Below are 21848 nucleotides of genomic sequence, written 5' to 3' on the forward strand. Positions count from 1 at the left end.
GCGAAAACATGACGACGTTTTCTGCTCCACCGTTCCGGTTGTCTGATCAAGAGCGACTCGACGCGATGCGTCTTGCTCGCACGCCGGGCGTGGGTCCGATCAATTTTTCCAGACTACTCTGCCAATATGGCGGCCCGACTGCGGCTCTTTCCGCACTTCCTGAACGGATGCGTCAGGCTGGCCGTCTGGATCTTCCGGTTATTCCATCGGCTAACCAGATGGCCGATGAAGTTGAAACCCTCCGGAAAATGGGCGGAAATGTTTTGATCCGGGGGGACGCCAATTATCCCCTGATGCTATCCTTCATCAAAGACGCTCCACCTGTGCTCTTTGTTCAGGGAGATCCATCTAAACTCTCTCTGCGCTCTGTCGGCATTGTTGGAGCACGCAATGCTTCAGCTGCGGGCATTCGCATGGCCGAAAGCCTCTCTGCCGAGCTGGCGGACTCGAAAATCTGTGTTGTTTCAGGTCTGGCTCGTGGGATCGATTCGGCGGCTCATGAGGCAGCCCTTTATCCCGGCCTGACGGCGGCGGCTGTCGCTGGAGGGCTGGATCACGTGTATCCGCCAGAAAATGCAAAGTTGCAGGCCAGTATTGCCGAACGCGGGTGCCTGGTGACAGAGGCGCCATTGGGGACTGTTCCCCAGGCGCGACACTTTCCTCGCCGCAATCGGCTGATTGCCGGGATCTCTCTCGGATGCGTTGTTGTGGAAGCCGCATTGCATTCCGGAACGCTGATTACGGCCAGTCTGGCGATCTCATATGACAGGGAACTCTATGCCGTTCCCGGCTCGCCACTCGATCCCCGGTCTCGCGGCGGCAATGAGCTTTTAAGGCGCGGAGCGACGCTCACGGAAAATGTGCAGGATATTCTTTCTTGCCTCCCTTCCGAGCTCCCGGCTCCCCTTTCACCTCCATGGGTAAAGCAGGCGCACCAACCTAGTATTTTACAAGGCTTTTCAGAACCTTACACAGCATGGAATGTGAGTACGGAGGATCACTGGGAAGACCCCGATCTTGTGCTGTCTGAGGTGCTTCCGCTTCTCTCCATGACACCGGTAACAGTTGACGAGGTGATGCGCCGCTGCCAGTTCTCCGTTTCGGCAGTACTGTCGACACTGACCGAGCTTGAGCTTGGGGGTGTCGTGGAGTTCGTGCCCGGCGGGCGCGTGGCGTTACAGCCGAACAGGAAGTGACGCGGAAGACCGGAGTGGCAATGACAGACGTTGTGGTAGTCGAGAGCCCATCAAAGGCCAAGACGATCAACAAGTATCTGGGAAGCGGGTTTACCGTTCTTGCTTCCTTCGGCCATGTGCGGGATCTGCCGCCCAAGGACGGGAGCGTACGCCCGGACGAAAACTTTGCCATGAGCTGGCAGACGGACGACCGGGGCGCCAAACAGATTGCGGCCATTGCAAAGGCTCTCAAGGGAGCAAAGAACCTCTATCTGGCCACTGACCCGGATCGCGAAGGTGAAGCAATCTCGTGGCATGTGCGCAGTGTTCTTGAAGAAAAGAAGCTCCTGAAGGGAATCGACGTTCATCGCGTCACCTTCAACGAAATTACGAAATCTGCCGTCACTGCTGCGATGGCTGGCCCACGTGAGCTGGATCAGCCCCTGATTGACGCTTATCTGGCCCGTCGTGCGCTGGACTATCTGGTGGGCTTTACGCTGTCGCCAGTGCTTTGGCGTAAGCTGCCGGGCAGCAAGAGTGCGGGCCGCGTGCAGTCCGTAGCGCTCCGCCTCATTTGTGAGCGTGAAGCCGAGATCGAGGTTTTCAAGCCGAAGGAATACTGGACCGTTACTGGCGGGTTCAATACTCCGGCGAAAGCAGCTTTTCAGGCGCGCCTCACCCATCTGCGTGGTGACAAACTCGACCAGTTCGATCTCAATAACGAGCAGCTGGCCTTTGAAGCTCGTGACATCGTACAGGCAGGTCAGTTCACCGTTCGCTCTGTTGAGCGCAAACGGACAAAGCGCAACCCACCGCCGCCATTCACGACCTCTACGCTTCAGCAGGAAGCCTCCCGCAAGCTTGGCATGAGCGCGCAGACAACGATGCGCACGGCCCAGCAGCTTTATGAGGGCGTGGATCTTGGTGGTGAGACGATCGGTCTGATCACCTACATGCGAACCGATGGCGTCACGATGGCCAAAGAGGCAATCGGTGCGATTCGCGGGCATATCGGCAAGGCGTTTGGGGACGAGTACGTACCGGATTATCCGCGTGCCTATTCGACCAAAGCCAAGAACGCGCAGGAAGCGCATGAAGCCGTGCGCCCTACGGATGTGTTCCGCACACCTCAACAGGTCGCTCATGCGCTGTCTCCTGAACAGCGGCGGCTGTATGAACTGGTCTGGAAGCGCGCGGTGGCGTCACAGATGCAATCTGCCGAGCTTGATCAGGTTGCAGTCACCCTGGCGGATGCCAGCGGACAAACACTGCTTCGGGCAACGGGTTCGACGATTGCCTTCGACGGCTTCCTGAAGCTTTACATCGAAGGCAAGGACGATTCGAAGGCGGAAGACGACGACGGCAAGCTGCTTCCTGCCATGAAGGAAGGGGATCGCGTCGCGACGACGGCTGTTGACGCTGAGCAGCACTTCACCCAGCCGCCGCCGCGCTATTCCGAAGCGTCTCTGGTCAAGAAAATGGAAGAGATCGGCATTGGTCGTCCTTCCACCTATGCCTCTGTTCTGGGCGTTCTGCGGGATCGTAACTACGTTCGACTGGAAGCCAAGCGCTTCCTGCCGGAAGACCGCGGACGACTGGTCACAGCGTTCTTGACGTCCTTTTTCGAGCGTTATGTCGATACTGGCTTCACGGCGTCTCTTGAAGAACAGTTGGATGACATTTCCGGTGGCCGGGCTGACTGGCACGATGTCATGGCAGCCTTCTGGCATGACTTTTCGGCAGCCGTAGATCAGACAAAAGATCTGAAAATCTCAGACGTCATTGACGCGCTGGATGAAGATCTGGGCGATCACTTCTTCCCGCCCAAGGACGACGGTACTGATCCACGGGTCTGCACATCCTGCGGAACAGGCCGTCTGGGGCTGCGTCTTGGCAAGTTTGGCGCCTTCATCGGCTGCTCCAACTATCCGACCTGCCAATTTACGCGACGTCTGGTCGCTGATGACGGTGCGGATGAGGGCCTCAAGGACGGCATCAAGGTTCTGGGCCAGCATCCGGACACCAGTGAGGATATCACCATTCGTCGTGGGCCCTATGGACTATACGTCCAGCAGGGGGAACCCAACCCGGAAGACAAGAAGGCCAAGCCCAAGCGTACAACCATCCCCAAGGGGCTGGACGGTAACACCATGACCATGGAGCAGGCTCTGGGACTTCTGTCCCTACCCCGGCTGGTTGGGATGCATCCGGAAACTGGGGAAAAGATCGAAGCCGGCCTTGGACGGTTTGGGCCCTATGTGAAGATGGGTGCGATCTACGGCACGCTGGACAAAGACGATGACGTTCTGACGGTTGGGCTGAACCGGGCAGTCGACAGCCTGGCGAAGAAGCTCGCCTCCATCCGTAACCTCGGAGCACATCCCAAGGACGGTGAGCCGGTCATGATCCGCAAGGGGCGTTTCGGTCCGTATGCGCAGCATGGCCAGTTGATTGCCAATCTGCCCAAGGATCAGGACATGAACGACATCACGCTCGATGCTGCGGTGGCGCTCCTGGCTGAGAAGGGCAAACCTCTGAAGGGTGCAGCCAAGAAGACCACTGCGAAGAAGGCTCCAGCCAAAACGGCAAAAAGCAAAAAAACTTCGGATGTGGATGCAACTTCTGGCGAAGAAGCTCCAAAGAAAAAGACGACCCGCGCCACAACAAAAACTTCGACGGCGCGGAAAACAGCCGGATCCGCAACGAAAAAGCGGAAAACGGCAGCAGACTCTTCCTCGGAAGCCTGAAGCGTTACTCTGGAGGGGGTGTGACCTGGTTGCACTCCTTCCAACAATGTCATTGGTGTGTCTTTACCGGGGCCGAAGTTTGTGGCGTGGTCAAAAGATGGATGGGGTAACCACTTCCTTCTTTCCGCCTCTCCTCAAGGACCCCTCTTTGCGCCATGCCGCACGTCCCATGATCCTGTTTCTGTCGCATATTCGCGAGACGGCGTGCCGCCCGGTTCTTATCCTCAGCCTTCTCACACTGGCGCTGGGAGGGGGTATCCAGCCTGCTCTGGCCCAGACGCAGGCCACGCCATCAAGCAGCACACCTGAAGCCGCTCCGGCCTTTGCTGGTGGAATGACCAGGGACGTTCTTGTCGCCGCCCTCGGGTTTCTGGCGCCGCGCACCCTTGATGCCCATTCCGCAAGGGAATTCTGTATCTGGGGACTGGATGGGCTAACGGCGATTGATCCCACAATTATCGTGACAACGAACCCTGCTGAGGATCGTGACGGTCAGCATATTCCTGAAACCGTGACAATCACGCGCGGACAGAAGGCTTTCTTCAAGCATCCCCTCCCAGCCGATACCAGCCGAACCGGATGGGCGGATCTTGTAACTGCCGCCATGGACGCTGCCTGGTCCCACTCATCCACGATCCGGGAGGCGGGTGATGATGCCCTGCTTCAAGGGTTCTTTGATGAACTGTTCAACCACATGGACCCGTATTCACGGTATCTGGGACCGACCCCGGCGGTTGCGGACCGAACACGCCGTACCGGCCAAAGCGGCACTGTAGGACTGACGCTGGGACAAAAAGGTCATTCGATTGTTGTGACGGCTGTCAATGCCAATGGACCGGCCTGGGAGGCTGGGGTGGACATGGGACAGCGTCTGGTGTCGGTGAATGGAAAATCTACGCACGGACAGTCTCCTGATACCGTCCAGAGCTGGCTGGACGGCGATGAGCGCACAGCCGTATCTCTGGCCCTGGCCTCCAAGGGGAAACGTCCGGCGACCTTGAAGCTGATGAGAGCGCAGGTCCCGCCCGAGACTGTTTTTGCATCTACGATGGATGCCTACACACTTCTGAGGATCACTTCCTTTTCGACCCAGACGGCTGAGGAAATCAGCCAGTATCTCGATCAGGTGGTGGAAGATGACACACCTGATGGCTCTGGTGCCACGCAGGCAGCAGGCAAAGCAAAGCGCCCTGCCGGGATCATCATCGATCTGCGCGGGGACCGTGGCGGCGTTCTTCAACAGGCTGTTACGGCTGCCGCCTTGTTCCTCGATCATGGCGTAGCAGTCACAACGCATGGCCGCGATCCTCAGGCCAATCACATCTGGGCCGTTCAAGGCGGCGACATGACAAGTGGAGCGCCAATTGTCATTCTCGTGGATGGCCGCACAGCAAGCGCAGCGGAAATTCTTGCCGCAGCCTTGGCCGATCATCGCCGCGCCGTCGTCATTGGCAGCGAGACCTTGGGCAAGGGTCTGGTTCAGGTGATTGGCCAGATGCCCAATGGCGGCGAACTGTTCGTGACATGGAGCCGCAATCAGGCCCCGCTGGGCTGGCCCATTCAAGGTCTGGGCGTCATGCCTCAGGTTTGCACCTCCCGGGGGAGCGATGACCTACATGCCCAGCTTGACGCTCTGAAAAACGGGAATGCCCCGCAGGCAGGCGCTGTTCAGATGGCTCGGGCAGCGCGCTACCCCGTTCCTGTTGCCCGAATTCTGGACATTCGACGTCATTGCCCGGCAGCGATCGGGACAGACGCAGACATGGACACGGCAAGATTCATGCTGTCTTCTGCTTCGGCCTACAAGGCAGCACTTGAAGCTGTCCCAGACGAAAATACCGCACCTCTGCACTAACTTTTCAGGATATGGACGGAACTTTCATGGGTGCACGTTTAAAAACAGGTCTCTGGGTGCGCGCCGTGATGCGACGGATTTCTTCCGACGGCACGTCCGCCATGGTCATGAAAAAGGGTGATGAGGATGCCGGAGCCGTCCTGATCGTTCTCAGGGACCGCGACGACAATGTTGCCCTTCTTCGTGAAAATGGTTCGGACTGGATTCGGGCCGACGTTGAAGGTGCTGCCGGACTGGAAGAGTATCTGGAACGCCAGCGTCGTTATGATCCGGACCTCTGGGTCATTGAACTGGAAGTTCGGAATGTGGCCACGCCGCTGGAACGAACACTCGGTTCGCGTCGCGCAGATCTGGACGTGATGCACTGAACTGTGGGAGGGAGGACACACTGGGCGACGAACATGCCCATTGTGAAACTTTCGCATCACCCATTAAAGGGTTCGGCGCGTTGCCATCGCCTGTAGTTTCGGCAAGAAGACTTTCAAATTGGGTTGGTTGGAGAGAAATGACATGATGCAGCGATCCGTTTTCAGGACCTGGCTTGCCCGGGCCGGGCTCACTGCAGGCGTTTCGATGCTGGTCATGGGGGCCGCAGAGGCGCAGCCGGTCAGGGGACTGTACGTTTCCGGGTCAGGCGGCGCGAGCTTCAACCAGGATCAGACAGTCCGTCTTTCTCCTGTCTTCCCGAGTGGCCGTGACCATTATCAGGCAGGCGTCACGGGACTCGGCAGCGTTGGCTGGGGCCTGGGAAACGGGTTCCGGGTCGAGGTTGAGGGAAATTACCGCAACAATCGTCTCCAGCAGTTCAAGAGCAGCCTGTTCCCGTCTTCTGTTGGTGGTCGCCAGCAGAGCTACGGCGTAATGGCAAATGCCCTGTTTGACATGGATATCGGGCAGTCCTGGGTTTATCCGTATTTCGGCGCAGGCGTAGGCTACGGCTGGCAGTCCATGAACACCTATGTTCATGCGCCCAGCGGTGCATTCGACCAGCACGTCACCGGTACGGCAGGAAACTTCGCCTATCAGGGCATCTTTGGTCTGTCCTTCCCTGTTCCCTGGGTGGTTGGTCTCTCTGCCACGACAGAATACCGTTTCTATTCCCTGCTTGGGCCTAACGGTCATCACGCTACGGCGACAGGCGTTTACGGCGGCTGGGATCAGAAGCAGGCTTATGGCTCTTCCACGGGCAACCGCGATACCCGCACGAACTTCAATCACTCGCTGCTCCTAGGCCTGCGATACGAGTTCAACCCGGCTCCGCCGCCTGCACCACCGGCTCCAGCAGTGATCGCTGCGCCAGCGCCAGCCCCGACACGCACGTATCTGGTCTTTTTTGACTGGGATTCGGCTGCGCTGAGCGAACGTGCGAAGTCTGTGGTGGCTGAAGCTGCCAAGAATTCCACTTCGACCCAGGTCACGCATATTGAAGTCAGCGGATATACGGACACGTCCGCTGCCCAGCCAGGTGCACGCGGTCAGGCTTACAATCTCGGCCTCTCCAACCGTCGCGCCGAGAGTGTGAAGGCTGAGCTGATCCGTGACGGTGTGGCAGCTGGCCTCATTTCAACACAGGGCTTTGGTGAGGCTCATCCCCTCGTCCCGACAGGCCCGAATGCTCGTGAGCCTCAGAACCGCCGCGTTGAAATCGATTTCAAGTAAGGTTTAGCCTTACGTTTTAAACGGCCTTGAAAGCCGGCGCCCTTGACTGGGGGCCGGCTTTTTTCATGTCTGATCTGGTAAAAACGATACAAAAAAAGCGGGGATAAACCCCGCCTTTTTCGTCACGAAGCTAAAGAGCTTCAGTGCTTGCGACGTGTCGTCTGACGCGTAGTTGTCTTCTTTTTCGTGGTGGTTGTAGCAGCCTTCGGCGTCGGTGCCGTAACAGCAGGCTTGGCAACAACAACGCCGGTCGCGTCCACAGTGATGTGTACAACGAGGTGTTCGCGCTTCTTGCCACCACCTGGGATCAGCTCCGCCGTGAACGTGTCTGCACCAGCATAAGCCGTTGCAGGGGTATAGTTCACGTAGGTGTGGCCATCGTAGTTGTAGAGGAAAGCCTTGCCGTGTGACGGCGCAGGATTCACACCGAAGGAGGAATAGCTGCTGCCGAAGGATTTCTGCACGGAGATCGCGCAGAGGCCATCGTCACTGCGAACGGTCATGTCCACGTTCATCGTGCCATCAGCGGCGGTTGTAACCGGCGAGACGTGGCAGACTGCAGAAACCTTCTGGTAGCCGAAGGGGTTCGGCGTCACAGAGCGTTGAACGATCGCCTGCTGTGCGCAGCCGGAAAGAAGCAGGGAAAAGGCAAAGGCCGATCCCAGGGTAATGACGGAACCTCGCAGGCGCACGGTCAACTCCAACGCTCGTGACAGACTTAATGCCGCGCTTCCCGCGACAAGATAGACGTTCGCATGTAGAACAGGACGAGGCGGGGTGAAAGCCTGTCCGTCTCCCTTAAGCGCACTTTCAGGGCTTTTTCTGCGGTCGGCGCGATAAATTACAATTGAGAACGCGAACGCCCATTTTCCGCCACGAAATTATGTTGCAGGTAAAGAGCTTGCCGCACGTTTCTCACATGCGGATTCATCTTTCCGCGGGCCGCAAGCCCGGATTATGCTGTCTGTCTGTTTCCGGCCATCAGTCCCGGCCTTGTGGAGTTTGTCGATGCCTTCGTTTTTCCGTCGTTCCTTCGTCCGTCTGGCTGGTGCTGGCCTGGCGTGCACAACACTGTTCGCCGCTCATGCCACGCCAGCTTTCGCAGCTGAGTGCGGCAACTCCCCGGCTCATGAAGCTTTTGACGTCGCGGGCCTGAAGTCCGAACTGATGGTAACGGCTCTCTCCTGCAAATCGCAGGATCGCTACAACGCGTTCGTTGCCAAGTTCCGCCCGTCCCTTCTGGACGCGGAAAAGCGCCTCGATGGCTATTTCCGCACCACCTACGGCCGCCGCGCTCAGGCAGCTCACGATGATTACATCACGCAGCTAGCTGATGTGCAGTCTCTTGGCGGCCTGAAGTCCGGCACGGTCTTCTGTGAACAGCGCACAGCCATGTTCGATGAGATTGATGCACTGGAAACAGGATCTGATCTGGCTCACTACGCCGAAGCCAAAGATGTCGCCCAGCCTGCGTCCTATGAGAGCTGTGCAGCACCTGCCACGGTTGACCGTCGCCCGCGCCATGGCACAACCAAAAGCACTACGACGCGTCGCACGCACCGCGCCTGATCTGCTGCCGAAAGTCAGTCGTTCTGTTCCATCCGGAAGCGTTCTCTTGACGTTCCGGACTGGGGCGGCGACAACGCAGACATGAGCGATCTGTTCGAGTCAGGCAAAGCAGGAAATACCAAGGCGACTGGCGGCCGCAAAGGCGCCGTCAACACGGATTATGGCGCACAGGATATCGAGGTCCTTGAAGGACTGGAGCCTGTTCGTCGTCGCCCTGGAATGTATATCGGTGGCACGGATGATAACGCCTATCATCACCTTGCCTCCGAAATTCTCGATAACGCCATGGATGAAGCCGTAGCCGGCCATGCCAGTAGCATCGAAATGCGACTGGAAGGCCCACGGACACTTATGGTGCGCGATAACGGCCGTGGCATCCCAACGGACCCTCACCCCAAATTCCCGGATAAATCCGCGCTGGAAGTAATCTTCACGACGCTTCATGCGGGCGGAAAATTCTCTGGCAAGGCGTATGATACGTCTGGCGGCCTGCATGGTGTCGGCAGTTCGGTCGTCAACGCGCTCTCCGACAAGCTCGAAGTGGAGGTCGCCAGGGACCGGGTACTTTATCGGCAGGATTTCTCCCGTGGTGTGCCGCTTGGCCCTTTGGCCGAAGTCGGCAAGGCTCCCAATCGCCGAGGCACCACGGTCCGATTTTCGCCTGATCCGGAAATCTTCGGGAATCTTCATTTCTCCGCATCCCGCCTGTACCGGCTCTGCTGCTCCAAGGCCGCCCTGTTCCGTGGCGTCATCATTCAGTGGAAATGTGATCCGGAGCTGATCAAGGCTGGCGACGAAACACCAGTCGAAGCCACGATCCAGTTTCCGAACGGCCTGGAAGATGCCCTGACGGCAGAACTCGGTGCCAACCCCGATCTGTTGACGCCACTTTGGGCCGGAGAAGCTGAGCTTCCTCTGGCAGCCGACGGCCGAACAGGTGGCAAGGTAGAGTGGGCTGTCGCGTTTCTGGAAGCTGGTACATCCACACTCACCTCCTATTGCAACACGATTCCCACGCCGCAAGGCGGCACGCATGAAGCGGGCTTCCGAGCCGCTCTGGTTAAGGGTTTCCGTTCCTGGGGGGACCAGCGCAAGGTCAAACGAGCAGCGGCGATCACGGCTGAAGATGTTCTTGGCGCCGTTGCCGCCAAGCTTTCTGTCTTTATTCGTGACCCGCAGTTTCAGGGCCAGACCAAGGACAAACTGACCAATCAGGAAGCCTCGCGTCTTGTAGAAGGCGCCCTGCGTGACCGAATCGACCATTGGCTCGGGGGGAACCCGCAGCAGGCCGATAATCTTTTGGCATTCATGGTGGAGCGCGCTGAAGAGCGTTTGCGCCGTCGTGAAGTCAAGGAAACAGCGCGGAAAAGTGCAACCCGCAAACTGCGCCTTCCCGGCAAGCTGACAGACTGCACCCGCGAGAATGCCTCCGAGACCGAGCTGTTTCTGGTCGAGGGCGAATCGGCTGGTGGCTCTGCGCGCCAGGCACGTGACCGGGAAACGCAGGCTGTTCTGCCACTGCGTGGCAAGATTCTGAACGTCGCCTCCGCCACCGCCGACAAACTCCGCGGAAATCAGGAACTTCGTGACCTGACGGAAGCTCTTGGCTGCGGTCTGGGGTCGTCTTTCGACATCAGCCGCCTTCGATATGGCCGCGTCATCATCATGACAGACGCCGACGTCGACGGGGCGCATATCGCCTCCCTTCTGATGACGTTCTTCTATCGCGAAATGCCGGAACTGATCCGTCATGGTCATCTGCATCTGGCTCAGCCGCCGCTGTATCGCCTGACGCATGGGGCAAAGACGGTCTATGCGATGAACGATCAGGACCGTGACAAGCGCATCAAGGCGGACTTCAAGTCCAATGCGAAGGTCGAAGTGTCCCGATTCAAGGGTCTGGGCGAAATGCCTGTGAAGGACCTCAAGCAGACGACGATGGACCCTGCACGCCGGACGCTTCTGCGGGTTGTTGCTCTTCCTGAAGATCGCGCGCTGACAAGCGAACGCGTGGAAAGCCTCATGGGGCGCAAGCCGGAACTCCGCTTCCGCTTCATTCAGGAGCATGCCCGTTCCGTCGAAGATCTTGACGTCTGAACGTGACCACTGGTGTGCAGCCTGTTGAAAAATACGGACAACTTAAGGCGGTAGGGCTACTGATCGGGGGGATATCCTCCTTCCAGATCGGCGCCACTCTGGCGAAGGGGCTTTTTCCGCTCTTTGGTCCAACCGGGATGGTGGGGCTGCGTGTCTGCATGGCCGCACTCATTCTGCTGGCCATCTGGCGCCCGACTCGCATGACCCTGACACCAGCAGCCCTGAAGCTACTGCTGCCTTATGGCGCGTCTGTCGCGGTCATGAACTTCTGCTTTTATGTGGCGCTGGTTCGCCTGCCACTGGGAATCGTGGTTGCACTTGAATTCACAGGCCCGCTGACGCTCGCACTTGCTGGATCACGTCGCTGGCTCGACCTGTGCTGGGTGCTCTTTGTGATTTCCGGGCTGTATCTGCTGCTGCGCCCGGAGACGGCAGCCGTCGCCGGATCTGCCCATGCTCTGGATATATTCGGAGTCTGTGCAGCACTCCTGAGTGGCTGCGGGTGGATCGTGTATATCCTCACAGGCACACGCATGGGGAAAATCCTGGATGCGGGGCAAGCGACGACGCTGGGTATGGCAACAGCGGGAATTTTTCTTCTACCCTGCCTGATCCCCACAATTCCCACAGTCATCACGCATCCGTGGCAAGGTGGAGCGGCACTCAGCGTGGCCGTTCTTTCCTCGGCCGTGCCTTATATTCTTGACATGATGGCCATGCGCCGACTTCGACCGAAAGATCTTGGAATTCTGCTGAGCATGGAGCCCATGCTCGGCGCCGTTTCAGGCTGGATCTTTCTGGGCGAAGCGCTGTCGATCACGCGATGGGCAGGCGTTCTGTGCATCGTTGTTGCGTCTCTCGGCAACGTTCTCACAGCCCAGAAAGCCACTCTGCACTAACCATCCGGGCAAAGGATAATCAGACGCTTTCAGCAACCCAGTTCCGGCGTTTGGTGGCTTTGCCAATACCCGGGTTAAAGCAGTTGCATGGGTCCAGACTGCGATAGTGTTCGATCATCTCTTCCGGCGCATCGTAAAGATGACCGACGTTATGCTCGGCAGGATAACGGGCGCCCCGGGCTTCCAAACCTGGCAGCATAGAGTGCTCCACGGCCATGGCGTTGTAGCCCTTTTTCACCACGTAATCCTGATGCATCACGTGGCAGAAGAAGTGGCCGTAGTAGAGTTTGACGATCAGCTTATCTTCAATCTCTTTCGGCAGGGTTTCAAACCACTCCCGGTCATTTCGGCGCAGCGCCACATCAAGAGCAACAATGTCTTCTGCCGTCTTTGAATGAACGGCACGATAACGGATGGCTGCTCCGGCTGCTGCAAAGCGATGAAGGAACGCCAGCTTGCCTTCTTCCGGGGTGCAGGCAAAGAAATCGCCAGACGTTTTTGAGTGCCATTCTTCAAGATACGCTTTGACGGGCGCTGCAAGCTCCGCCGATACCTTGAGCATGAGATGATGCTCGAAACGATCCCGGAAATCACACATGCGTGCCGGGAGCTGCTTGGGAATGATCTTGCTGAACGCCTGAAGCAACAGGTCACTCAGGTGGCCTGAAATGCCGGGGATGCGCTGTACGGCAATATCGAACCGGGATTTCAGACCGAAGAACGTGGGCAGGAACCGTGTGCCCATGTAGCGAATGATGGCCGTCGTGTCCTTGCCATACACCTCGGCAATATTGAACGCGTCGCGGTGGATATATTCCCCGGCGATTGGCAGCTCGTCGAAGCTTGTGAGGATATGACGACGCAGGTCTTCCAGATCCTGCGTGCTGTTGGTCCCGATGTAGAATACTGCTGGATTCTTATTAGCCTTGAAGGTGTCGAGGCGAACGGCGAACACAACCAGCTTCCCCGCGCATCCAGCGGCTTCGTGCCAGCGGTTGGGGTCCGCATTAAAGCGTGCAGGCGTTTCAGCATCCACGTCTCGCACATGCTGGGCATAACCCGCGTCATGGCCGCGGCCTGCGTTCCAGTCGATGGCACTATCAGGAAGCTGCCCAGCCTGGACGGCAGAAAGAATCTGCTCCGGATCACCCGCGAGGCGGATCCCCAGATGGTTGACGAGATGCAGTTTCCCATCTGCCCCCATCTGACCGAACAGGGCCATTTCCGTGAAAGCAGGCCCGCGCTGGACCAGAGCGCCGCCGGAATTGTTACTCACACCCCCGAGAACAGAGGCACCGATACAGGATGAGCCGATAACCGAGTGGGGCTCGCGGCCAATTTTGGCGAGCTTTTCTTCCAAATCATGCAGGGTCGAGCCAGGAAGACAGACAACCTGCCGCCCCTCACCGATCAGGTGGATGCCATCCAACCGGTTCGTGCTGATGATGACGATCTCGCGGTCATAATCATTGCCGTCCGGTGTAGAGCCACCGGTCAAGCCGGTGTTAGCGGCCTGCATGATGATGATCTTGCCGCTTTCAGCACAGAGCTTGGCAGCTTTCCACAGTTCAACAAGGTTTCCCGGCTGCAGAACGGCCAGCACATCGCCGAGCCCAAACCGGTATCCTTTACGGAAGCGATAAGTCGCGTTGGGCTTGGTCAGAACATGACGACGGCCAACGACCGAACGAAGGGCATCAAGGAAAACCGTGTTCCCGCTGGAGCTGGCCGGCATGTCTGTATTCTTCCTTCAACGTTTCTGGCGTTGCTACCGTCAAAGCGCAGCCAGCGGACTCCATGGTTCCAAAATTTACGCCTGTTCAGCGACAGGCTTACAGACACACCCGCAAGAGCGCGCCGTCCATGCCTCAGATCAAGCAATGGGATCACAATCGGGCGACTATTTAATACGCCCGAAAAGACGCTCGATCTCGCTACGCGTCAGTTTTAACCAAGTTGGACGGCCGTGCGAACAGGTATTGGCGCGCGGAGTACGCTCCATTTCCCGCAAAAGGGCATCCATTTCTTCCGGTTTCAGGCGTCGGCCCGCGCGAATGCTTCCATGACAGGCCATCCGAGCCAGAATGGCATCCAGACGATTAGAAAAACTATCCGTATTGCCAGCATCAAGATCCGGATCATTGGCGAGTTCGTCCGCCACATCCCGCAGAAGGCCCTGAACATCCTTTGTGCCGAGAAGGGCGGGGACTGATCGGAGCAGCACGCTCCCTGCACCAAAGGATTCGAGGTCTATCCCCAGCCTGGACAGATCTTCAGACCGTGCCAGCAGAGCCTCAGCGTCCCGTCGGGGAAGGTCCACGACTTCAGGCAGAAGAAGAGCCTGAGAGCGTAGAGTCCCGCTGGCATATTGCTCTCGCAAGCGCTCATGGGTCAGACGCTCATGAGCCGCATGCTGATCCACGAGAACCAGATCCCCATCAGGGGCAACGGCAATAATATATGTGTCGAAGACCTGAGCCACCGAAGCACCGAGCGGAAAAGAGGCGTCAAGATGCTCTGGGACAGGTTGGGGCGCACGCGCAGCCGGCGCAAAACCGGCCTCCTGCTCAGCAAAGCCCGATCGATCGGGAGCGAATGGCGCTGCCTTTGGCATAATTAAGGGCAACGATGCTGCTGGCTCTGCCCGGAACTCATTGAAAGAGGGCAGTTCAACGGGAACGTCTGGCCGCGACGGGTAGGAAATTGAGGGACGCGCTGGACGTGACCCAAAGCTGGCGTGGATTCCGCCTCCGCCACTGGACCCGTGACCGAGTGCCCGACCCAAACCGCCAATGACGAGTGCCCGGACTTCAGCTTCATCGGCAAAGCGCAGTTCTGTCTTGGCAGGATGTACGTTCACATCCAGTCGCTCCAGAGGCACCTTGAGATGAAGAGCCATCACCGGAAAACGCCCACGCTCAATGACGGGACGATACGCCACACGGATGGCGGTCCGTAGCATGGGATCTGTAACCGGGCGGTGATTGACCATGATGAACTGGCCCGAACCGGTAGCCTTGGTTTTGGCAGGGCCACATGCAAAGCCGGACAGGCGTATATGGCCGCGCTGTTCATCAAGCGGGATCAGCGTGTCGGGTGTTGTCTCCAGAACCGTTGCCGTCCGGGCGATGGGGCTCTGTTCGGGCAGGTCAAACAGGACCTTGTCGTCCAGTGTGACGCGCATGGCGCAATGCGGCGCGCTCAGCGCCAGACGCCGCATGACCGATTCGGCATGACTGTTTTCCACACGCGGGCTTTTAAGAAATTTGCGTCGCGCAGGAGTAGCGAAGAACAGATCCGTAACCACAATCCGCGTGCCCACCGGACCGGACGATGGGTGTGGCGGCGTGATGACGCCTCCGTCAACACGAATGCACCAGGCCGTGTCAGATTCGGCTGTTCGGGATGTAATGGAAAGGCGTGCGCTTGCCCCAATGGATGGCAGGGCTTCCCCACGGAAACCAAGCGTGCGGATCTGAACGAGACGTTCGTCCTGCAATTTGGATGTGCAATGGCGCTGGACAGCCATGTCCAGCTCTTCCGGCGTCATGCCGCAACCATTGTCCGTGACATCAATACGATCTGTGCCGCCAGCGCGAAGGGCGACTACAAGGCGTGTGGCGCCAGCATCAATCGCGTTCTCGACAAGCTCTTTCAGAGCCGCAGCCGGGCGTTCAATCACCTCACCCGCCGCAATCAGATCAACAACATGACCTGAAAGCCGACGGATGACCGGGCGTGCAAGGGAAGTTTTCTCAGACAGGATGGTGACTCACAATCCTGAAGGCAGGGAGAGTGCTGTTTACAACACGCCCAGAAAGTGACCGCTCTTTTTCTTGACGGTCGGGGTCGCGCCTGTTGCAGGGTTACGCCCGAGAGCCGAGTTCTCACGAATACGGCGGTTTTCAGCGTCCCCGTCGACCACGGAGCCAGCCTGGCCGCCCTTCCAGAACATCAGGTTATCAACGAAGCCCGCATCGGCAGCACCGAGCTCGGCATTGTTGGGAGCACCCGAAGCCTTGTCCACCTGGCCAACCAGCGCGGACTGGCCGCTGCTGTTTTCGCCGTTGAACGGGTGAAGGGCTGCATCCGGAGACAGCGTTTCAAGAGCCTGCATCCGCGGGCTCTCGTCCGGACGGTGCGCATCGGCAGCACCAGGAAGCTGCATCTTCTCTGTAGGCGGCATGGACAGCGGAGCACGCGTCGTGACGGTGTATTCGTCTGGCATGTAGCGTTCCATGCCGAAGGCCCGCTCCAGATCGCTGCCTGAGCAACCAGACAGCATCAGGCCGAATGAAGCAATTGCACCCATCTGTACGCTGAGACGGGCAACTGGAAGACGGTTACGGCGCATTGAGGGACCCTGGGACGCGATCATGATGGGATAGTCCTACAGTCCACGCAGCGTGGGGGCAAGCTCCCCTTGTTCACTGCGGCTGGCTGTTACGTTCAGCAAGAAGAGAGTCGATCAGCCAGACGGCCACTCCGCACACAATACCGGCATCGGCAATGTTGAAGACATACCATGACCAGCCGAAGGCATGAGCATGGAGAAAATCTACAACAGCGCCGTACCGCAGGCGGTCAATGACGTTACCGATGGCTCCGCCTGCGATGGCCCCGCAGGCGCCGGCAACCAGGGTTCGGCGCGTCTTTGTCATGGTCCAGACCAGCAGGCAGACAGCCAGCAGCGAGACCGTGCAGAAGACCAGAGGCCCTTTGCTGCCCAGACCACCAAACATTCCAAACGTCACGGCATGGTTCCAGACCATGGTGAAGTTCAGGAATGGGAGGATCTGAACGGACCCTTTCTCCGGCAGATTATAACCGTAGAGAATCCAGTCCTTGCTGGCCTGATCCAGAACGAGGACCAGAACCAGCAGGGCGAGCCCGAGAACCAGCCGCCCCATACGGCTCATACCTTCCTGCCAGAGGGACATCAGGCACTCACCACACTGACGCAGCGACGGCACAGGGCCGGATGCTCGGCATTTTCACCCACATCCGGAAGCACCTTCCAGCAACGGGCACATTTGTGGCCCGGCGCACGCTCGACTTCCGGGCCACCGTGAACTGTTTCGCCGGGAAGAAGCTCGATCTCCGCGTGGGATGTGATGAGCAGCTCTGCCCAGTCAATTCCTGTAAGAGACGCTGCCTCTTCCTGTGAGATCGGAAGCGTCACACTGGCTTCCAGAGAGGCGCCGATGACGCCATCACGGCGGGCTGTTTCCAGTTCGGTCGTGACAAGGCGGCGGTAGGCGCGGATCTCGTCCCAGTTGGCGCCCAGTTCCGGGTTGTTCCACTCGGCCTCAGGCTCAAAGAACTGCTCCAGATGGATGCTGCTCTCTTCACCGAAACGGGCGCTCCAGGCTTCTTCTGCGGTGAAGACCAGAACGGGTGCCAGCCAAGTGCAGAGCGCACGGTGCAGTGCATCCAGAACCGTGCGGGAGGCGCGGCGCGTCAGATCAGAAGGAGCGTCGCAGTAGATCGCGTCCTTACGGATATCGAAATAGAATGCGGACAGATCCGTCGTGCAGAAACCATGCAGAGCCGGATAGACACCCACCCACTGGTGCGTCTCGACGGCCGTGCTGATCAGGCCGCGCAGTTCCGAGAGGCGGTGTAGGATATACTGCTCCAGCGGCGGCATTTCAGCGTAGGGGACAGCCTCTTCTTCCGTGAAGCCATCCAGCGCGCCCAGCAGCCAGCGCAAGGTGTTGCGCAGGCGACGGTACAGTTCGCCCTGCTGCTTCAGGATCTCGTTGCCGATGCGCAGATCTTCATTCGTGTCGGAGTTCAGCACCCACAGGCGCAGAATGTCGGCGCCCAGTGAGTCCGTGACGTCTGCTGGGGCAATGACGTTCCCGAGCGACTTGGACATTTTGCGGCCCTGCTCGTCCAGCACGAAGCCGTTCGTCACAAGGGCTTTGTAGGGGGCGACACCACGTGTGCCGACGCTTTCCAGCAGGGACGACTGGAACCAGCCGCGATGCTGATCAGAGCCTTCCAGATAGACGTCTGCCGGGAAGTTCAGGCCTTCCTGCCCCAGAACAAACTGATGCGTAGAGCCGGATTCAAACCACACATCCACAATATCGAAGACCTGTTCGTAATCCGCCGGATCACGGTTTGGACCAAGGAAAACAGCCGGGTCTGTGTCGTACCAGACGTCCGCACCCTTTTCGTGGAAAGCCTTGACGATCCGGTCCATGACGTCTGCATCACGCAGGACTTCACCGCTTCGCTTCTCGACGAATACGGCAATCGGCACGCCCCAGGCGCGCTGACGGGAGATGCACCAGTCCGGACGCTGCTCGACCATGGATGTCAGGCGGCGGCGGGCGGCCTCAGGCACGAAGGTGACAGGATCAAGCGCCTTGAGAGCCTTCTCACGCAGCTTCGTTTCCCCATCCATCGCGATGAACCATTGAGGTGTGGCGCGGAAGATGATCGGGGCTTTGGAGCGCCAGGAATGCGGATACGAATGACGGATCTTGCTGCGGGCCATAAGGCCAGTCGCAGGTGCGTCATCATGTTCACCGGCCTGGCGGGCTTCCGTCAGCAGATCGCAGACCGGGTCAGCCGCTTTGAAAACATGGATGCCTTCGAGATGCGGAACCCATGAAGCGTAGCGACCGTCATCCTGCACCAGTTCTGGCACTTCAATGCCGAACTGGCGGCAGACGATAAAGTCATCCTGACCATGAGACGGCGCCATGTGAACAAGGCCCGTACCGGCATCTGTCGTGACGAAATCGCCCGGAAGCATCGGCACGTCATATTCGTAACCACGACCACGTAGCGGATGAGCGGCAATAGCACCTTCCAGCGCGCTGCCGGGCAGCGTGTAAAGAATGTGATGCGCACTGATACCGGTTTCAGCGCAGAAGGCCTCAACACGGTCTTCCGCGATCAGCAGGCGCGCGCCCTGCGGGACAACGCTGGCTTCCGTGATTTCATCAGCACGCAGAACCACGTAGGTGATGTCCGGACCGTAAGCGAGCGCGCGATTAGCCGGAATGGTCCAGGGCGTCGTGGTCCAGATAACGGCTGAGACGCCATCAAGGGCGTCACCCGGCGTTGGGTCCTTGATGATCGGGAAAGCGACGAAGATCGTGGTGGAGTCAACGTCGTGGTATTCGATCTCGGCTTCGGCCAGCGCGGTCTTCTCGACGGGGCTCCACATAACAGGGCGGAGGCCCCGATACAGACCGCCATTCAGCAGGAACTTGCCGATTTCTCCAACGATTTTGGCTTCAGAGCTATAGTCCATCGTGACGTAACGATTGGCCCACTCGGCCTGAACACCGATGCGTTTGAAGTCTTCCGCCTGTTTGCTCACCCACTCCGCGGCGTACTGGCGACACTCTGCACGGAACTGGAGCAGGGGAACCTGATCCTTGTCCTTGCCAGCCTTGCGATACTGTTCCTCGATCCGCCATTCGATCGGCAGACCATGACAGTCCCATCCCGGCTGATAGCGGACTTCGAAACCGGACATACGATGCGCACGGTTGATGACGTCTTTCATCACCTTGTTCAGCGCATGACCAATGTGAATGTGCCCGTTGGCATACGGAGGGCCGTCATGCAGCGTGAAGACCGGGCGTCCCTTCCCTTCCTCACGGATTTTCCCGTCCAGATCCATGGCCGCCCAGCGGGCAAGCGTCTCAGGCTCACGCTTCGGCAGGCCACCCCGCATGGGGAAGCCGGTGCGCGGCAGGAACACAGTATCGCGGTAGCGGTCCTGCTGTTCTTTGAAGGTCGTATCGGACTTGTCGGACATGGGACGGGCCAACTTTGGTCATTCACACAAAATAAGGGGGACCATATGGAGATTGGGCGGGGATGTGGTCAAGTCTTCTGAGGGTAAACCGCGTCATGTTCTGCCAAAAACGCTGTTATTCAGGCCTTCAAGACAATTGAATGACAGGTCTGGTCATGGATTGTTTCAGGGGCAGAAGCATGATCTGTTTTGGCAGAAGATCTGTACGGGGGCATTTTCATGAAGACATTCTGGCTGACTGCGATCCTGGCGATTGCTCCTTCTCTCGCGGTAGCACAGGCCCCTCGTTGTCCGGCGCCGGCAGCTGTTCCGTCCAAATCTGATCTGCCTCATCTTCTGATGACATCCCAAGACCGCGGTTTTCTCTGGAAAATCACGAAATCTGGTCATACGTCTTGGCTGTACGGCACTGTTCATGCCTCTCGCGAAGAATGGCTGATGCCTGGGCCGCTCATACGGTCCGCCATCCTGCAAAGCCAGGCTGTTGCGCTTGAACTGAATCTGCAGGATCCCCAGACACTGGCAGCCCTTCGCAAACCCGAAGAACCAGCTAACCGTGAAAAGCTGATTGCTTCAGGGCGGAAGAAAAAACTCGATGCCCTGGCAGATGAACTCTGTATTCCCACGGCAGGCTTTGCCACTACGGCAATCGGCCTTGAAGCGGCCGGGCTTAGCGCGTCAGCTGCGCGCGCGGATGGCTATTATCCCGATTATGCCGTCGACTTTGTCCTTCAAGGAATGGCTGGCAGCCTGAAAAAGGAAGTTATCGCGCTCGAAGATGTTCAGACACAGCGTAACCTCCTGATCTCCCCCAAGCTGTCCGAAGAAAACGCTTTCATTGATGAAACCATCAAGCAGATTTCGTCGGGGGAAGCGCGGAAAGATGAAGATCAGTTGATTGCGATGTGGGGACGCAGCGATCTGACGCGACTGAACCAGTACAAACAGTGGTGCAAATGTGAGCGGACACCACAGGAGAAACGCCAGACGTTCCACATGATTGATGAGCGAAATGCAGCGATGGCCCAGAAAATCCTGACCCTCCATGATTCTGGAAAGTCCCTGTTCGTGGCGGTTGGGTCTTTACACATGGCGGGCCCAGAAGGACTTCCTGCGCTCCTGAAAAAGGACGGTTTTGACATTCAGCAGATCGTGCCCGCGCCTTCGGCAAAAACATCGCTTTAAACAGCGTGCGCTTTGCCTGAACGACCTGGGGCGGTACAGTCTGGCAGCAGTATTTTCTGCATTCGGACAGGGCGGATGGTGACCCCGGCATGAAGCGCGTTTTCAGGAAAATCTTTTCCCGCCCACCCGAACGTGAGGCAGCCCCCCCGCTGCCGTCTCATATCGAGATCATCCGTGAGAAAGCCCTGAAAGGGCACCATCTGGAAATCGTCCAGTGGGGGCAGATCCTGCTGGAGAGCATTTATGTTCCCAAGGACCCTGTCGGAGCACTGGAATGGTTTACCATTGCCGCAAAGGCTGGGTTCGGGCCGGGGCACAATATGCGGGGCCGGTGCTTTCAATTCGGCTGGGGATGCGAACAAGACCTTCAGGAAGCCGCCCGGTGTTATGCAGCAGCAGCTGACGCTGGAGACGAATGGGGCCGCTATAATCTGGGCATTCTGACCATGCGGGGCATCGGGCAGCCCCAGGATCTGCCCAAGGCGCTCAATCTGTTTCGAACAGCGGCGCATAACGGCCATGCCAAATCCATGAACCTGTATGCGCGTTTTCTAGAAGAAGGCTGGGTTGTGCCCCAAGACCGCGCGGCAGCCTTGGACTGGTATCGGAAGTCAGCAGAAGGTGGAGATTACCGGGGGCAGCACAACTATGCGACGGCGCTGGTGGATGCTGGCCAGATTGACGAAGCGCTGGGCTGGTGGCGCAAGGCTGTTGTGGAGGCCACGTCTGACATTCTTCTGGCGATGAACAAGAAGCTGGCTCTTCTGGGAACCAAAAGAGACCACGTTCTGGAAACACGGGTTCAGGACCGTCTGAAAGAAATGAACGTACCGCTCTCCACCGAGGACGCAAAAATCAGGCCGGAATAACCCGGCC

General features: G+C 58.3%; 16 protein-coding genes. 10 read left to right on the plus strand and 6 right to left on the minus strand.

Features of this window, described 5'->3' with window-relative positions:
- Positions 1–8 precede the first annotated feature (8 nt).
- The 5 genes from dprA (at position 9) to M2305_RS05425 (ending at position 7436) form a co-directional block, all read left to right on the plus strand.
- The gene (gene dprA / locus M2305_RS05405; RefSeq protein ID WP_264648782.1) at positions 9–1196 is read left to right on the plus strand and encodes a DNA-processing protein DprA; all 1188 of its coding nucleotides are present in this window, start codon (positions 9–11) and stop codon (positions 1194–1196) included.
- Positions 1197–1216: 20 nt separating this feature from the next.
- The gene (gene topA / locus M2305_RS05410) at positions 1217–3922 is read left to right on the plus strand and encodes a type I DNA topoisomerase (protein ID WP_086633109.1); all 2706 of its coding nucleotides are present in this window, start codon (positions 1217–1219) and stop codon (positions 3920–3922) included.
- A gap of 169 nt (positions 3923–4091) precedes the next feature.
- Entirely contained in the window at positions 4092–5777 is a 1686-nt protein-coding gene (locus tag M2305_RS05415; RefSeq protein WP_408871491.1) for a S41 family peptidase, read from the plus strand.
- 26 nt (positions 5778–5803) lie between these two features.
- On the plus strand, positions 5804–6145 hold the full coding sequence (locus tag M2305_RS05420) for a DUF1491 family protein (protein WP_264648784.1): 342 nt from the start codon (positions 5804–5806) through the stop codon (positions 6143–6145).
- Between the two features lie 142 nt (positions 6146–6287).
- Positions 6288–7436, plus strand: coding sequence for an OmpA family protein (locus M2305_RS05425; protein WP_099213312.1), 1149 nt, complete (start codon positions 6288–6290; stop codon positions 7434–7436).
- Between the two features lie 140 nt (positions 7437–7576).
- Here the strand turns inward: M2305_RS05425 and M2305_RS05430 are convergent, their stop codons facing one another.
- On the minus strand, positions 7577–8128 hold the full coding sequence (locus M2305_RS05430; protein ID WP_264648785.1) for a hypothetical protein: 552 nt from the start codon (positions 8126–8128) through the stop codon (positions 7577–7579).
- A 316-nt stretch (positions 8129–8444) separates the two neighbouring features.
- Here M2305_RS05430 and M2305_RS05435 point away from each other — a divergent pair, with 316 nt between their 5' ends.
- The 3 genes from M2305_RS05435 (at position 8445) to M2305_RS05445 (ending at position 12001) form a co-directional block, all read left to right on the plus strand.
- A complete protein-coding gene (locus M2305_RS05435) occupies positions 8445–9005 on the plus strand; it encodes a hypothetical protein (RefSeq protein WP_249203008.1) in 561 nt (186 codons plus the stop codon).
- An 81-nt stretch (positions 9006–9086) separates the two neighbouring features.
- A complete protein-coding gene (gene parE / locus M2305_RS05440) occupies positions 9087–11102 on the plus strand; it encodes a DNA topoisomerase IV subunit B (protein ID WP_046900259.1) in 2016 nt (671 codons plus the stop codon).
- Between the two features lie 2 nt (positions 11103–11104).
- A complete protein-coding gene (locus M2305_RS05445; protein ID WP_264648786.1) occupies positions 11105–12001 on the plus strand; it encodes an EamA family transporter in 897 nt (298 codons plus the stop codon).
- Between the two features lie 19 nt (positions 12002–12020).
- On the opposite strand, the gene dld is transcribed toward M2305_RS05445, so the two are convergent.
- From dld to ileS, 5 genes are all read right to left on the minus strand, one after another.
- Positions 12021–13736 (minus strand): D-lactate dehydrogenase, encoded by a 1716-nt coding sequence (dld, locus tag M2305_RS05450; protein ID WP_264648787.1) that lies wholly within the window; start codon positions 13734–13736, stop codon positions 12021–12023.
- Positions 13737–13901: 165 nt separating this feature from the next.
- The gene (mutL, locus tag M2305_RS05455; protein ID WP_264649934.1) at positions 13902–15764 is read right to left on the minus strand and encodes a DNA mismatch repair endonuclease MutL; all 1863 of its coding nucleotides are present in this window, start codon (positions 15762–15764) and stop codon (positions 13902–13904) included.
- Between the two features lie 39 nt (positions 15765–15803).
- Positions 15804–16379 (minus strand): DUF3035 domain-containing protein, encoded by a 576-nt coding sequence (locus M2305_RS05460; RefSeq protein ID WP_064274244.1) that lies wholly within the window; start codon positions 16377–16379, stop codon positions 15804–15806.
- Positions 16380–16428: 49 nt separating this feature from the next.
- Entirely contained in the window at positions 16429–16941 is a 513-nt protein-coding gene (gene lspA, locus M2305_RS05465) for a signal peptidase II (RefSeq protein WP_080951423.1), read from the minus strand.
- Complete coding sequence (gene ileS / locus M2305_RS05470) at positions 16941–19787, minus strand: isoleucine--tRNA ligase (protein ID WP_211510223.1); 2847 nt, start codon at positions 19785–19787, stop codon at positions 16941–16943. Before ileS ends, lspA begins: the two co-directional genes overlap by 1 nt.
- Before the next feature lie 219 nt (positions 19788–20006).
- On the opposite strand from ileS, the gene M2305_RS05475 reads away from it, so the two are divergent.
- Together M2305_RS05475 and M2305_RS05480 are read left to right on the plus strand one after the other, a co-directional pair.
- Positions 20007–20972: a TraB/GumN family protein gene (locus M2305_RS05475; protein ID WP_264648788.1), complete on the plus strand. Its 966-nt coding sequence runs from the start codon at positions 20007–20009 to the stop codon at positions 20970–20972.
- An 89-nt stretch (positions 20973–21061) separates the two neighbouring features.
- Positions 21062–21841, plus strand: coding sequence for a tetratricopeptide repeat protein (locus M2305_RS05480; RefSeq protein ID WP_264648789.1), 780 nt, complete (start codon positions 21062–21064; stop codon positions 21839–21841).
- The last annotated feature ends 7 nt before the right edge of the window (positions 21842–21848 follow it).

The organism is Gluconobacter cerinus (assembly GCF_025961355.1).
GTDB classification, from domain to species: Bacteria; Pseudomonadota; Alphaproteobacteria; order Acetobacterales; family Acetobacteraceae; genus Gluconobacter; species Gluconobacter cerinus.

Coding starts and splice junctions, on each gene's coding strand:
- dprA (WP_264648782.1), top strand. CDS start 9: ATGACGACGTTTTCTGCTCCACCGTTCCGGTTGTCTGATCAAGAGCGA.
- topA (WP_086633109.1), top strand. CDS start 1,217: ATGACAGACGTTGTGGTAGTCGAGAGCCCATCAAAGGCCAAGACGATC.
- M2305_RS05415 (WP_408871491.1), top strand. CDS start 4,092: ATGATCCTGTTTCTGTCGCATATTCGCGAGACGGCGTGCCGCCCGGTT.
- M2305_RS05420 (WP_264648784.1), top strand. CDS start 5,804: ATGGGTGCACGTTTAAAAACAGGTCTCTGGGTGCGCGCCGTGATGCGA.
- M2305_RS05425 (WP_099213312.1), top strand. CDS start 6,288: ATGATGCAGCGATCCGTTTTCAGGACCTGGCTTGCCCGGGCCGGGCTC.
- M2305_RS05435 (WP_249203008.1), top strand. CDS start 8,445: ATGCCTTCGTTTTTCCGTCGTTCCTTCGTCCGTCTGGCTGGTGCTGGC.
- parE (WP_046900259.1), top strand. CDS start 9,087: ATGAGCGATCTGTTCGAGTCAGGCAAAGCAGGAAATACCAAGGCGACT.
- dld (WP_264648787.1), bottom strand. CDS start 13,736: ATGCCGGCCAGCTCCAGCGGGAACACGGTTTTCCTTGATGCCCTTCGT.
- M2305_RS05460 (WP_064274244.1), bottom strand. CDS start 16,379: ATGATCGCGTCCCAGGGTCCCTCAATGCGCCGTAACCGTCTTCCAGTT.
- lspA (WP_080951423.1), bottom strand. CDS start 16,941: ATGTCCCTCTGGCAGGAAGGTATGAGCCGTATGGGGCGGCTGGTTCTC.
- ileS (WP_211510223.1), bottom strand. CDS start 19,787: ATGTCCGACAAGTCCGATACGACCTTCAAAGAACAGCAGGACCGCTAC.
- M2305_RS05475 (WP_264648788.1), top strand. CDS start 20,007: ATGAAGACATTCTGGCTGACTGCGATCCTGGCGATTGCTCCTTCTCTC.
- M2305_RS05480 (WP_264648789.1), top strand. CDS start 21,062: ATGAAGCGCGTTTTCAGGAAAATCTTTTCCCGCCCACCCGAACGTGAG.